Source organism: Aquamicrobium aerolatum DSM 21857, from assembly GCF_900113935.1.
Classification (GTDB): Bacteria; Pseudomonadota; Alphaproteobacteria; order Rhizobiales; family Rhizobiaceae; genus Aerobium; species Aerobium aerolatum.
Genome location: NZ_FORF01000024.1, coordinates 25,111 through 37,892 on the forward strand (window position 1 = coordinate 25,111; position 12,782 = coordinate 37,892).

Below are 12,782 nucleotides of genomic sequence, written 5' to 3' on the forward strand. Positions count from 1 at the left end.
GCGGCCTGCCGCTCAGAAGAGCTTCAGCCCGTGCTGGCGGTAAAACAGGGCTGCCGACTTGCCAAATTGCCGGATGTGCCACCAGCCCTTGCGGGCTGCGTGGCCGCCTGCATGGGTGATCTCTACGGAAGGAACATAGGCGGTGCGTGCCGCCGCTCCTGAACGAAGCGAGAGATCGAAATCCTCGAAATACAGAAAATAGCGCGGATCGAAGCCTCCAAGCTTCTGGAGCAGCGCACCCCTGAACATCATGAAACAACCGCTGACGATGGGCGGTGACCAATAGGCTTCTTCATTTGTCTCGGCGCGCATCTCATAGCGAGCAAGGCGGCGTTCAAACAGCGCCCTCATGAAGGGCGGAGCAAAGCCCCGCAAGAGGAGGTCGAACAGAGCTGGATAGCGTTTGCAAAGGAACTGGCGTGTGCCGTCAGGCCAGTGTGCCTTGGGTGTGAGTAGCCCTGTATCCGGGTTCTTGCGCATGAAACTGATCGCTGTTTTGAGCGCATCAGGTTGCATCTGGATGTCTGGATTGAGAATGAGGTGAAACTCTCCAATCCGCTCAAACGCCAGATTGTGAGCGCGCCCAAAGCCGATATTTCCATGCCCTTCGAGGACGCGCACCGGCCAATGGGACAGTTCCTCGCGGGCAATTTTGCCGGCATCACTTTGAGGACTGTTGTCCACCAGTGTGATCAGAACGTTCGGCTCATCGAGTTGGGCTAAGGCTTCTTGCAGGCTTGCCAGTGTTGCCCGCAATTCGCTGGCGTCGCTGAGAAAGGTGACGATCGAGATCGTCAGCAGTTCAGGCGCAGTGCTGCTGTGGGGAGCCGTCACTTTCTGCCCATCCTGTTACGCAGCCCATGCCAAATTCCCAAGGACATCATTTTCGCGTGCCGAAGTCGTTGCGGGACGAACACGGAAAAAAATAGCGACTGCCGAACCACGCGCCACAGCAGCACAAACCGCCACTGTGCCGATATCCATGGGCGTCGTGCCAGCCAGATTGCATTGCGCGCATGGTAATAATGTCGCAAGGGACTGTGAACGGGAACGCGACGGTCGCGAAATTGTACCCACTCGTCTCCCAGTGCATGCATCATCCGGGCCGGGTAGACCCCATAGGACCGGTAGCCCAATTGACGGGCGCGCAGACCCCACTCGATGTCGACATAGTCGATGAATAGCTCGGCAGCCATCGGGCCGATGGCGTCCAGTGCCTTCATCGGGATCAGACAGCCGGAGGCAATGAGGAAATCGGCTTCCGTGATATCCTCTCCGGGCGCCTTCAGCCGCCGTTTTAGTTGAAGCCCGTCCAGATAGACAAATGGTGCGGTCTCGCCCTGGCGTTCGTCGAGATAGCTCGGCCCTACGGCTGCGACCATGTGGCCGGATCGTGAAAGGCCTTGCTCGGCTGTCAGAAGCCTTTCGACCATGTCAGCGGCAGGGACACTGTCCTGATCCATAAGCAGGACAAATTCAGCGCTGTGTCTGCGGGCATGCTCGATTCCGACGTTCTGTGCGTGAGCAATGCCGAAATTTTCGCCAAGCTCGATCAGCTCGGTGGTCGTTGCCTCGCGCAAGGTTGAAAAGTCGAAGTCCGAGCCATTGTCGACGATGACGAGGCGCGTTAGTTGCGGAAGCACGGCATGCACAAGAGCCTCCAGCATCTCTGCCGTAGGCTGATAGGTGACTATGACGCCGCAGACGTTGGCCGCTTCACGCGATCCTGCCAGTGTGTTCATGCATCAGGCAATGCCGTAATCTAGGAAGTCCTGCAAGTGTCCGATCGTGGAGATGACATGTCCGTCGTCAGTTACCCACCGTCGCGTGTAGGCGATGTCGGTTGGATCGTCGATTGTGGTCATGTCGATCAGGACGATCTCCATGTTGAACTGGATGAGTTCGACTTTTTCTGCGGTGCGAATGAACTGCGTGATGATACGTTGTGCGTCAGCATCGTATTGGTTGTCGTGAGGAGCGCTCACGCTACCCTTGGCATTGCCTGTAAGGCCTGATGTTGGCGTGTCAGCTGCGACGGCGCCTTTCAGCGGATCCAGGACAGCGACGACGAGACCTGCGTCTTCCGCGTCACCATCACCGCTGATGCGGGTCAGAACTTTGTCGAGATCCGAATAGTTCAGCGTTGTCGCGACGGTAACGCTGCCAAATTGATAATCGTTGATCGTCCCGGCAAACTGACTAAAGAGTGGCGGTAGCTGCGGACTTTCCTTTTGGGTCGTATTCGATGAGCCAGCACTGGCAGGTGCCGGGCTTGCGCCCCCGCTCGTTGTTGTCTGTATCGCGCTTGCCTTGGCTTCGGAGCGCTCTGCTTTGAGCGGCGGGGATGATCCTGCAATTTCAGATTTTGGTTCATCCGGCGCGTCTGCAATGGAATTCGGGTCAGGCTCAACAGGCAGTTGGGCCAATATGTCTTCAGGCGCACTGATATGGAGCGCGATAGCAAGACTGTTGGAGATCTGGACGTCGCTCATCTGCCCGTTGCTGCTTTCCGGAAGCATCGGCGCGTCATGGGCGGATTGTGTGGTGAAGTCTGAAAAGTCAAGTTCGCCGGCGCCGGCAAGCAGGAACGAGTTTTCATCGGGACTTGTGGTTCCGCTCGCCGCTATGTCAGTCTCAATTTCATTTTCCGGGATGATCAGGAAGCCGTAGCTGACCGCGATCAGCGCGAGACTTGCGGCGACACCCTGCGCCAGCTGGGGTGCAGCTGTTGACGTGGTTCCACGGTTTTCGCTCCCCAGTGTTGTCAGTCTTACTGTTTCTCCCGGCATCGGAGCCGTTGCCGCATTCATCGGCTGCGCGTCACCATCGCCCAGCTCACCAATAGTTTGGCTGAGGTGCAGCAATGTGAGTTCAGGTACGAATTCATTGCTTTGGGCTGCCAAGTTGCCAAGAATTTCAGATGCCTTCGACTCAGCGTTCGGCTGGTCGCTTCCGGACACTTCCTGCATTGCTTCGGCAACGCTGACGAAGTCGTCCGACGCCAGATAAAGAGACCACACCAATGCGGCCAGCATGACGGATGGATGCAGGCGGATCATCTGATCTTGCAGTGCGCGAGGCCTGAATGCCACGACATTGCTCGCTGCGGCCTGGGTCTTGTAGGCGACCTGCCGCACGAAGCGATTGATGAGTTCGGCAAAGTCCGATCCGCGCAATATGTCTGTCAGCCCAGGGCTGTCGAGTAGATAAGATCCGTCGATACGAGCAAGATGAACAAAAACCTCGCCATTATCGCGACAGAAGACGAACCAGGGATCACCTTCATCGCTGACACCGCGCCCAGTAGAAATGCGGACATTTGCCTGCACTAGCAAGTCTTCTACGCGATAAAGACCCGCCAGTTCGTTATTGTCCCAGTCCGCGAGGCGGAACTCTTCGGCTGTATCATGATGTGATGCTGCCGCCTGGGCCTGGGAGTGCGGGCGGGTAGTGCCTTGTCTTGGTCCGGGAAAGGCGAAGATTTTGGCCATACTGTCTCTCGGATATGCGCATTCGGCGGCGCAGCGCTCAGATTGATGCCGACGCCGCAATCAGATGGGGAAGTGTTGCACGATGTCTTTTAGGGCGGATGTTTTCAGGATGGAAGAGGTAAGTTGCTTGAGTGGGATAAGGAATTCCCGTAATTTTACCAATTAAACAAATTTTCTATATTTATAATGCGGAAAATACATTGAAATCAAAACATTACAGTTATCACTGTTTTCTTAAGGTGGTGGAGTGATATTGCAATGTGGTCACGGCAATTGTTATCTGTCGTGATGGGGTGAGGTGGTAAATGATGGCTGGTAGCTTAGGATAAGATGATTCTCAGGGCGGAATCAGAGATTTATTGCGTGTCGCATATGAGAATTTTGTGAATTCATATTTGCGTTCCAGCATCGATCCGGCATGTGCTGACTAATTGCCGTTCTCGGTTCAATGATGTAGAACCTCAATACTTTGACGCCATATATCGGCACCATATCGTGAGATGAACAGATGATTGTGAAGACCCCGCTCCAAAGCGCGTACGAGAAATTCCGTGCGGTGGTCGTCACCACATTTGTCTTTAGCTTTGCAATCAATATCCTTCTTTTTGCTGCTCCGCTTTATATGTTGCAGATTTATGATCGAGTTCTTGGCACGCGTAACGAAAATACGCTTGTCATGATCTCGCTCATCACCGTCTTCATGATGATGGTTTACGGCATTCTGGAATATATTCGCTCAAGGATGCTGGTTCGGGCCGGAATGCAGTTCGACGAGGTGCTGTCGCAAAGCCTGTTCAGCCGCGCTGTAAAGATGCGGTTGTCGAATCCGAATTCGGGTGCGGACCAGATCTTGTCGGATGGCGACAAGGTTCGTGAGTTTCTGACCGGAACCGGGATCATTGCCTTTTTCGATGCGCCCTGGGTGCCTGTTTTCATCATTGTTTGCTTCTTGTTCCACCCCTGGCTGGGATACCTTGCGCTCGGCGGCGCGCTTGTGATCTTCGCTCTTGCGCTGATCAATGAATATGCCACCCGCCAGCAGCTCAGAGCCGCAAACAATGCGGCGCATGGGGCCAGTCAGTTTGCCGCAACTGTGCTTCAGAACGCTGAAGTCATTCGCTCGATGGGCATGGAGAAGGCGCTGGGAGAGCGCTGGAACCAGCGCCATGGCGAGATGCTGACCGCACAGGCGGGCGCCAGTGACAAAGCTGGCACCATCATGACGTTTCAGAAATTTTTCCGGATGGTGTTGCAGTCAGCTATCCTGGGACTTGGTGCTTATCTCGCGCTTCACCAGGAGATCACGCCAGGCATCATGATTGCGGCATCAATCATGATGGGGCGCGCGCTTCAGCCCGTTGAGCAGGGGGTTGCCCAGTGGAAGCAGTTTGTGACGGCACGGCAGGCGCATGAACGACTGACGAAGATGTTCGCCATGGTCGCAGGCGATGAGGAAAGAACTGAGCTGCCAACTCCACAAGGCAGTATTACGGTCGAAAATCTGACATCTTTCCTTCCGGGAACCCGTACGGCGTTTCTCAAAAACATCAATTTTACAGTAAATCCGGGTGAGACTCTGGCGATTATCGGGCCGTCCGGATCGGGAAAATCGAGTTTGATCCGCCATCTTGTCGGTGTGTGGCCGGCAGTCGCCGGCACGGTTCGGATTGATGGCGCTGAAGTCGCCCACTGGGATGCAGAGCAGCTGGGCCGTTATCTCGGTTACCTGCCGCAGGAAGTGCGGTTATTCGCCGGCTCTATTTCAGAAAACATTTCACGATTCCGGGAAAGCGATTCTGAAAGCGTGGTGAAGGCTGCGATGATGGCTGGGGTCCATGACATGGTGCTGCGTCTGCCCGGCGGCTACGAGACGCAGGTCGGCGACAATGGACAGCAGCTTTCGGGCGGCCAGCGCCAGCGCGTCGGCCTGGCCCGTGCAGTGTACGGCTTGCCGAAGATCGTTGTGCTGGATGAGCCGAATTCCAATCTCGACAGTGAGGGTGAGAACGCGCTGTTTGAAGCCATCAAGCTGATGAAAGCTGCCGGTGTGACGGTCGTTCTGGTCACCCACAAGACCAATCTCCTGGCAATCAGCGACCGGGTGCTGATCCTTCGCGACGGTGTCATGCAGGCGTTTACGACGCCGCAGGAACTCTTCAAGCCAACGAATGCCAGTGTTCAGCCTATGCCAGTGCCAGCAAATGGCGTTCCGATCCAGCAGCGGGCGTGAGGTTTTTCTGCCATGACTAACAATAATGCCGGTCCAAGCCCCCGGCCATTCATCGTCGCGGGTTACAGCGTCATTGCCATGGCCTTTGGTGTCGCTGGCGTCTGGGCTGCGACTGCCAAGCTCGATCGTGCGGTGATTGCGCCAGGTGTTATCGAGGTTGCGAGCAATCGCAAGGAAGTGCAGCATCTGGAAGGCGGCATCATACATGAGCTGTTGGTCCGGGAGGGGCAGGAGGTCAAGAAGGGCGACATTCTGTTACGGCTGAATGACGTCCAGGCCGCAGCCAATCTCCAGGTGCTTACGATTCGGCAGCACATAGCGCAGGCGACAGAAGCGCGGTTGCTGGCCGAGAGGCGGATGGATCCGACGTTCGAGCTGCCAGAAAACCTGCTGGTGGACACCACGCCTGAAGTGCGCAAGGCCGTTGCCGACCAGCGAGAGATCTTTCAGGATCGCGCTTCGATTCTGACGTCGCAGATCAATATCCTGTCGAATCGGATCGATCAGCTGCAGCGCGAGATGGAAGGGCTGGAGGGGCAGAAAGAGGCGTTCCGTCGACGCGCCGAAATTCTGTCCGAGCGGCTGGAGCGACTGCGCCCCGGCCTGAAGAATGGCTCGGTCCAGAAAAACCTTTTTGCCTCCTATGAAGAAGAGCACGTCGAGGTGCAGGCCAACGTCGCGCGCATGGATACGGAAAAGGCCAAGGTTGAAAAATCAATCGGCGAAACCGAATTCCAGATTCTTCAGGCGCAACAGCAGTACAAGGAGCGCGCGAGTTCCGAGTATAAGGAAGTCAACGGGCAGCTTCAGGAGTTGCTGGAGCAGCGCAAGGTAGCCGAAAATGTGCTGGCCCGTACCCGAATTGCGGCGCCCGTCGACGGCGTTGCACAAAACCTGCGCTTCCATACTGCCGGTGGCGTGATCAAGCCGGGTGAAATCCTTCTGGAGGTCGTGCCGCTGGAGGAAAGCCTCGTCATCAATGCCCATGTTGCGCCGATCGACATGGACAGTGTTCGCGCCGGTCTCAAGGCAGAGGTCAAGTTTTCCGCGTTTCCAGGCCGCTTCATGCCGATCGTGATCGGCGAGGTGGATACGGTATCGCGCGGCAGCATCACGCCGCCCGACGGCCGGTCACCGCCTTATTTTCTTGCTCGTATCAACGTCAATAAAGGCATGGTGCCGGACGATGTCGAGGAGCGCCTGAGCGCTGGAATGCCAGCAGAAGTGCTCATATCGACCGGCGAGCGAACTGTGCTGGACTATCTGACGTCTCCTCTGACGGATGCGATCCGGCGTAGCATGCGAGAAGACTGATATGAGGAAAGCCTGACGATGGCGTCAGGCTTTCTTATCGCTCTATCTGAAGCAGTGTCAGTTTAGCCCATCCGCTCCGACGCGTAGGATCCTGGCGAAGCGGGGAAGACAACGGTCTTGTCGCCATTGATGAAGACCCGCCGATGAATGTGTGCATGAAGCGCACGTGCAAGAACCTGGCTTTCCACGTCACGCCCGAGGCTGACATAGTCTTCAGCGCTTTGGGCATGGGTTACACGCACGGTATCCTGTTCGATGATCGGGCCTTCATCCAGATCAGCCGTCACATAATGCGAGGTCGCGCCGATGAGTTTGACGCCGCGCTCATAGGCTTGCTTGTACGGGTTCGCCCCCTTGAATGAGGGCAGGAACGAATGGTGGATGTTGATGATCCGCCCCGACATTCTTTGGCACATCTCGTCAGACAACACTTGCATGTAGCGTGCCAGCACGATCAGTTCTGTGCCCGTTTCTTCAACGATGCGCATCTGATGCGCCTCGGCGTCCGCCTTCGTCTCCTTGGTGACGCGGATGTAGTGGAAAGGAATGTCGTGGTTTACGACCGTCTTCTGATATTCCATGTGGTTCGATATCACGGCGACGATGTCGATCGGCAGCGCACCGATCCGCGAGCGATAGAGGATGTCGTTCAGACAATGTCCGAAGCGCGAAACCATGATGGTGACTTTCATCCGCTCGGCTTCGTCATGAATGGCCCAGTCCATGGAGAAGGCTTCGCCAATTGCTGGAAAATCGTCGCGCAGGGCGTCGATCTCTGTTCCCTGCTCTGAGACGAAATTGACGCGCATGAAAAAACGGCCGGTGTGAATGTCGTCAAATTGCGAGCTGTCGGTAATGTTGCAGCCGTGTTTGGCAAGAAATGTCGCGATTGCCGCAACGATGCCTCGAGTTCGCGGGCAGGTCACGGTCAGAATAAACTTGCGCATGAAATCTCCGATACGTTCGCGACAGACATCAGGGCCAACTCACGCATGACGCGACGAGTCGACCGCCTCGGGAGGTTGTATACAATGATATGAGGCCGGTCGAAAGCCGGTAAAGACAAAGTGTCCCCGGCGGCAAACGCGACCGGGGACATCTTCAATCAGTCAAGGTGACTGTTTGCTTGGAACACCGCAGCTGGGTGCTCTAGGTATGATTTCAGCCTTCGCCCATGCCCTGAACCGGCTTGGCTGCTGCGTGGTTGCGCACCTTTGCTTCGATGCGGGCGCCAACATCGGCATCGACGCTTTTCCAATAGTCGAACGCGCGGCTCAGGACAGGCTCACGAACGCCGCCCAGCAGGGCGCCTGCCACCGTCTCTACCAGCGCTGCGCGCTGGTCGTCGTTAAACACTTTGCGTACCAGCTTGCCCGGCTGCGAGAAATCGTCGTCTTCGCTACGCAGCGTGTAGGCGGTACGAACCATCGTTCCGTCCGCTTCCCAGCCGTCTGCAACGGCGCCGGTTTCATCTGCCCATGGGCGTCCGCCGCTGTTCGTTGCGTAGACCGGTGCGTCGCCGGAATGGTGATATGCCATCTGGCCGTCGAACATGTAGGTGTTGACAGGGACTTTTGGCTGATTGACCGGCAGTTGGTGGAAATTGGTGCCGATACGATTACGCTGTGCGTCGTTATAGGCGAATGCCCGCCCGAGAAGCATGCGGTCCGGCGAAAGGCCGATACCCGGCACGGTATTGCCCGGCGAGAATGCGGCCTGCTCGATCTGAGCGAAGAAGTTCTCCGGGTTGCGGTTGAGTGTCATCTTGCCAACGCGGATCAGCGGATAATCCTCATGCGGCCAGGTCTTGGTCAGGTCGAACGGGTTGATGCGGTAGGTCTTTGCCTCTTCATATGGCATTACCTGCACCGACATGATCCAGCTCGGATGCTCGCCGCGCGCAATTGCATCAAAAAGGTCACGGCGGTGGAAGTCAGCGTCGTCGCCAGCCATCTTGGCGGCTTCCTGATTGCTGAAAAACTCCATGCCCTGCTCGGTGTGGAAGTGGTACTTGACCCAGAACTTGTCGCCGCCGGCGTTGACCCACATATAGGTGTGCGAGCCATATCCGTTCATGTGACGCCAGGTGCGCGGCAGGCCGCGTTCGCCCATCAGATAGGTGACCTGGTGTGCTGATTCAGGATTGTTGGTCCAGAAGTCCCACTGCATGTGGTTGTCGCGCAGACCGGAGGCCGGAAGACGCTTCTGACTGCGGATAAAATGCGGGAACTTCATCGGGTCGCGCACGAAGAAGACCGGCGTGTTATTTCCGACGAGGTCGTAATTGCCTTCGCTGGTGTAGAACTTCAGCGAGAAGCCTCGTACGTCGCGCCAGGTATCCGGGCTGCCCTGCTCGCCGGCAACGGTCGAGAAGCGGGCGAGCATCTCGCTCGAAGCCCCCGGCTGGAACAGTGCGGCCTTGGTGTAGGCGGAAACGTCTTCGGTCGTTTCAAAAACGCCGAACGCGCCCGAGCCCTTGGCATGCGGCTGGCGCTCAGGCGTCTTCTCGCGGTTGAAATGCGCCATCTGCTCCAGAAAGTGCACGTCATGCAGCACGATCGGGCCGTCTGCCCCAATCGTCAGCGAGTTGCGATCGCTGACAGCTGGTGCACCAGTGCTCATGGTCGATGGTGTGTTCGCAACATCTTTGATCTTGCCTGTGTCGGACATGGGTAATCTCCTTGACGTTAGAAAATGTCGGGTTCTCGAACTACGCCGCTGCTCTGCCCACAAGATCGGTGCGATGCCGGGGCATCTGTCTGAGAACGCCGCGATGATTGGTATCTCGCGTCCGGGTTACCGTTTCGGGCGTGTGATCGCAACTGGACAACAAACATATTCTCCAATCCCGGTCAGTCCTGAAACGGATAGCTGGCGCTGATTGATCGACGCGGAAGTCTACGCACTCGACATGTTTCCATTCGATGTCTTTGCCTACGCTGACACGGGCCGGATGCTGTGCGCAGACATCTTCTGTCGATCCATCCAGCGAGAATATCGCGTGGCAGGTTGACATGTCAAATTATTGAAACAAAAGAAAAATACTGTCTGCGTGCGCCGTGTCAGCCTTGAAAGTGCCATTTTTCGTGCATAGGTTGCAGTCATGTGTATGGAGACGTTCATCAAAGTATCGAGGCTCGCCGGCAAAGCACGTTCTTTGTCCCGGGGCGGTACCGTCTGAACCCTCTCTGCCGCACATTTACCAGCTCCGGGAGCTTCACACATAGCGGTTCATTTCAACGATGCAGAAGCATCGAAAAATGGAGCGTATTCGTGACCAGTTCACATCAATCTCAAACATGCCGTGTCTGTCATCGCCACCTGCCGCGCGCAGCGCAGCGCTGTCCATGGTGCAAGCAGCCAAGCGTGTCTTCCGCCGCAAGCGGACACCCTGTCCGGGGCTCTTTCGGGGCGAGGGCATTGCGATGATGGCGGCCAGTAGTGTTTTCAGTGCCCGGTGCGACGAGGCCGCCGCGCAGCAGTTTGGCGCCCTGCCATGGCGCAAGGGCCCTCGCGGTCGCTTGCAGGTGCTGCTGATCACGTCACGCCGCCGTGGCCGCTGGATCCTGCCGAAGGGGTGGCCGTTGGCCGATCGCGAGCCCTGCCTCGTCGCGGCGATGGAGGCTTTCGAGGAGGCCGGCGTGATCGGCGAAATCGAGCCGAACCCGATTGGTCGTTACGACTATCTCAAGGAAGGTGGCGATGGTGCCGTCCAGCGCGTCTGTGTGACTCTCTTTGGCCTTTCTGTCGTCGGCACGCTCACCAATTGGCCGGAGCGGGGCCAGCGCAAGCGCCGCTGGTTTGGTCTGGCAGAGGCGGCCGAAACGGTCGCCGATCATAGTTTGATCCCTCTCATTCGCGCCATCCGCGACACCCCGCAAATCCTGTTTGACAAGGCGGAACCTGGCAGCATGTCATCTGCGCATTCTGGCAATCTTGTCCCGCAATAGTTTAGATGGTGGCAGCTGGAAATAAATTGTGCTGCGAGCCGGGTGGATCGCAGCACAAGGGACAGTTTGCAAATTCACGCCGCGCTTGGGCCCGGATCGTCGTCGTCGGGAGAGGTGGGCTCCGGCGAGGTCGGCGTGACTGTTCTCGGCGCACGTCTGAACTGAAAACTCACGACGTTGCCGGTGCGGGCGGAGCTGTCATCGGATGCCCGTCCGTGCGGGTTTTCAGGAGACTTGTCGCCAGTCTTCGACTGAGACGGTACATCTTCCACGAAGAATTCCTCCGTTCCATGGTCTGTTTGCAAAAATAGACCGTCTTGCGCCGATCTATCTTGCCGAAACAGAAATCAGACGTGGTGTTTTATTGGACCGCATCTGTCTGCGGGGCCTGTACAGAGACGACGGTCAGGGTGCTGGACCTTCCGTCAGCGGCGACCCATTCCATGGTTTGCCCAGCGCGCAGGCCTAGTACTGCGGTGCCCACTGGCGTCAGGATCGAAACCTTGCCCTGAGCGATGTCGGCATCGGCCGGGTAAACCAATGTCAGGGTGCGGATCTGACCGTCCTGGTTCTGGTACTCGATCGTTGAGCCCATCTGCACCGTGGTCTGGAGCATTTCGCCGCGTTCGACGACGCGCGCGCGCTCAAGTTCACTGAGCAGTTCTTCCGCCATATCCGGCTTGCGGTCGAGCAGTCCATTTGCAAGCTGAAGCAAGCGGGCGTGATCGGACTTGTTGACGACGATACCTGGTTTGCGCATGACGATACTCCGGTTTGCTACGCGACTATGCGCGACAGCGCACGATGGCTGTTCTGTTCCGCTGGATTGCTGCGGACGGAACTGAATATAGCTGATGACGTCGATCTTCCCGCGATCGGGGAGTTGACCTCATTGCCAAGCGGACTTGGGTATTGACGAAGGGAGCCCCGGACTCGGGGCAATATATCCGAGCCGGGGCTACACTCGCGGGGAGCGACCCATATAGAAAGCGATTTTTACGTGCTCGAGTTTCATACGGATAGCATGACGCTGCTGCGGTTAAAGTCAAGCGGGATAAGTATTCCCTGCTCGGTATTTCGAGCTAGTGATCACGTGACCATTGCGCGCTGTCTGTTGCGCCGATTAGCGAAGAGCGTTCGCAACAAGCATTGTTTTTACCTGACTTGCCGGCACTCGGTCCCTGAAACAGGGGAGCCCTGGCGACACGGTCGAAGCCAACAAAAAAAGCGGGCCTGAAGCCCGCTTCCTTCGTTTTCCGAGAATTCATCGCGCTGCCGGTACATCCACGGTCAACGTGCGTCTCAATCGGAACAAATGCAGCGTCAGCGCTACCAGACCTCACCACGCATCCCGCAGGACGTCTGGAGCCGCAATCGGCCGCTGAACCCAATATGGGAACCCTTCAGGCAGGTTACAAGAGCCAAGCCCATCGTTGATTCAAAAGCGTAAATCGTAGGGGGCTAAGGGTTAATGGCGGAGGGGGCGGGACTGCCGTCTAACCTTCTCCATCTAAGTTATGGATTTGTCTATACTGTTGGTAAATTACAGACATGCATCTGCCGTCCTCCCGTGAAGCTGAAACACGTTCTTCGCCAAATCGACGCCGATGATGCTAACTTCTTCCATGGATGCCCTCTCCTATAGCTTGTGCTTCGACACCACGAGTTTGGCACATCGCGATGCCGTCGGGGGAGAGCGGCAGAGGTGGTCCCGCCCTGTGAGACAGCTTGGCGGCTTTGCTAAGGTGGATCCGGTTGTTTCTACGCCGCCAATTGCTCCGTCATTTCTGCCGTAGC

General features: G+C 56.9%; 9 protein-coding genes. 3 read left to right on the top strand and 6 right to left on the bottom strand.

Annotated elements, in window-relative coordinates; translation table 11 throughout:
* Positions 1–12: 12 nt before the first annotated feature.
* The 3 genes from BMZ42_RS15750 to BMZ42_RS15760 are packed head-to-tail and all read right to left on the bottom strand — an operon-like array spanning position 13 to position 3,491.
* Positions 13–834 carry a glycosyltransferase family 2 protein gene (locus BMZ42_RS15750; protein WP_091524375.1) on the bottom strand — a complete coding sequence of 274 codons (822 nt, stop codon included), beginning with the start codon at positions 832–834 and terminating at the stop codon, positions 13–15.
* On the bottom strand, positions 831–1,742 hold the full coding sequence (locus BMZ42_RS15755; protein ID WP_091524376.1) for a glycosyltransferase family 2 protein: 912 nt from the start codon (positions 1,740–1,742) through the stop codon (positions 831–833). Before BMZ42_RS15755 ends, BMZ42_RS15750 begins: the two co-directional genes overlap by 4 nt.
* A 3-nt stretch (positions 1,743–1,745) precedes the next feature.
* Entirely contained in the window at positions 1,746–3,491 is a 1,746-nt protein-coding gene (locus BMZ42_RS15760; protein ID WP_091524377.1) for a hypothetical protein, read from the bottom strand.
* A 508-nt stretch (positions 3,492–3,999) separates the two neighbouring features.
* Between BMZ42_RS15760 and BMZ42_RS15765 the strand changes: the two genes are divergently transcribed.
* A complete protein-coding gene (locus BMZ42_RS15765) occupies positions 4,000–5,721 on the top strand; it encodes a type I secretion system permease/ATPase (protein WP_091524380.1) in 1,722 nt (573 codons plus the stop codon).
* A gap of 12 nt (positions 5,722–5,733) precedes the next feature.
* Entirely contained in the window at positions 5,734–7,035 is a 1,302-nt protein-coding gene (locus BMZ42_RS15770; protein WP_091524381.1) for an HlyD family type I secretion periplasmic adaptor subunit, read from the top strand.
* A gap of 62 nt (positions 7,036–7,097) precedes the next feature.
* On the opposite strand, the gene purU is transcribed toward BMZ42_RS15770, so the two are convergent.
* Positions 7,098–7,982 carry a formyltetrahydrofolate deformylase gene (purU, locus tag BMZ42_RS15775; protein ID WP_091524384.1) on the bottom strand — a complete coding sequence of 295 codons (885 nt, stop codon included), beginning with the start codon at positions 7,980–7,982 and terminating at the stop codon, positions 7,098–7,100.
* Between the two features lie 214 nt (positions 7,983–8,196).
* A complete protein-coding gene (locus BMZ42_RS15780) occupies positions 8,197–9,705 on the bottom strand; it encodes a catalase (protein WP_091524386.1) in 1,509 nt (502 codons plus the stop codon).
* A gap of 590 nt (positions 9,706–10,295) precedes the next feature.
* Between BMZ42_RS15780 and BMZ42_RS15785 the strand changes: the two genes are divergently transcribed.
* The gene (locus tag BMZ42_RS15785; protein WP_139207962.1) at positions 10,296–10,985 is read left to right on the top strand and encodes an NUDIX hydrolase; all 690 of its coding nucleotides are present in this window, start codon (positions 10,296–10,298) and stop codon (positions 10,983–10,985) included.
* A 361-nt stretch (positions 10,986–11,346) separates the two neighbouring features.
* Here BMZ42_RS15785 and rnk read toward each other — a convergent pair whose 3' ends face one another.
* Positions 11,347–11,745 (bottom strand): nucleoside diphosphate kinase regulator, encoded by a 399-nt coding sequence (rnk, locus tag BMZ42_RS15790; protein ID WP_091524390.1) that lies wholly within the window; start codon positions 11,743–11,745, stop codon positions 11,347–11,349.
* Between the last annotated feature and the right edge of the window lie 1,037 nt (positions 11,746–12,782).

Bases quoted from the DNA above. Each gene is read 5' to 3' on its own strand.
- BMZ42_RS15760 (WP_091524377.1), bottom strand. From the start codon at position 3,491: ATGGCCAAAATCTTCGCCTTTCCCGGACCAAGACAAGGCACTACCCGC.
- BMZ42_RS15770 (WP_091524381.1), top strand. From the start codon at position 5,734: ATGACTAACAATAATGCCGGTCCAAGCCCCCGGCCATTCATCGTCGCG.
- BMZ42_RS15785 (WP_139207962.1), top strand. From the start codon at position 10,296: ATGGAGCGTATTCGTGACCAGTTCACATCAATCTCAAACATGCCGTGT.
- purU (WP_091524384.1), bottom strand. From the start codon at position 7,982: ATGCGCAAGTTTATTCTGACCGTGACCTGCCCGCGAACTCGAGGCATC.
- rnk (WP_091524390.1), bottom strand. From the start codon at position 11,745: ATGCGCAAACCAGGTATCGTCGTCAACAAGTCCGATCACGCCCGCTTG.
- BMZ42_RS15780 (WP_091524386.1), bottom strand. From the start codon at position 9,705: ATGTCCGACACAGGCAAGATCAAAGATGTTGCGAACACACCATCGACC.
- BMZ42_RS15755 (WP_091524376.1), bottom strand. From the start codon at position 1,742: ATGAACACACTGGCAGGATCGCGTGAAGCGGCCAACGTCTGCGGCGTC.
- BMZ42_RS15765 (WP_091524380.1), top strand. From the start codon at position 4,000: ATGATTGTGAAGACCCCGCTCCAAAGCGCGTACGAGAAATTCCGTGCG.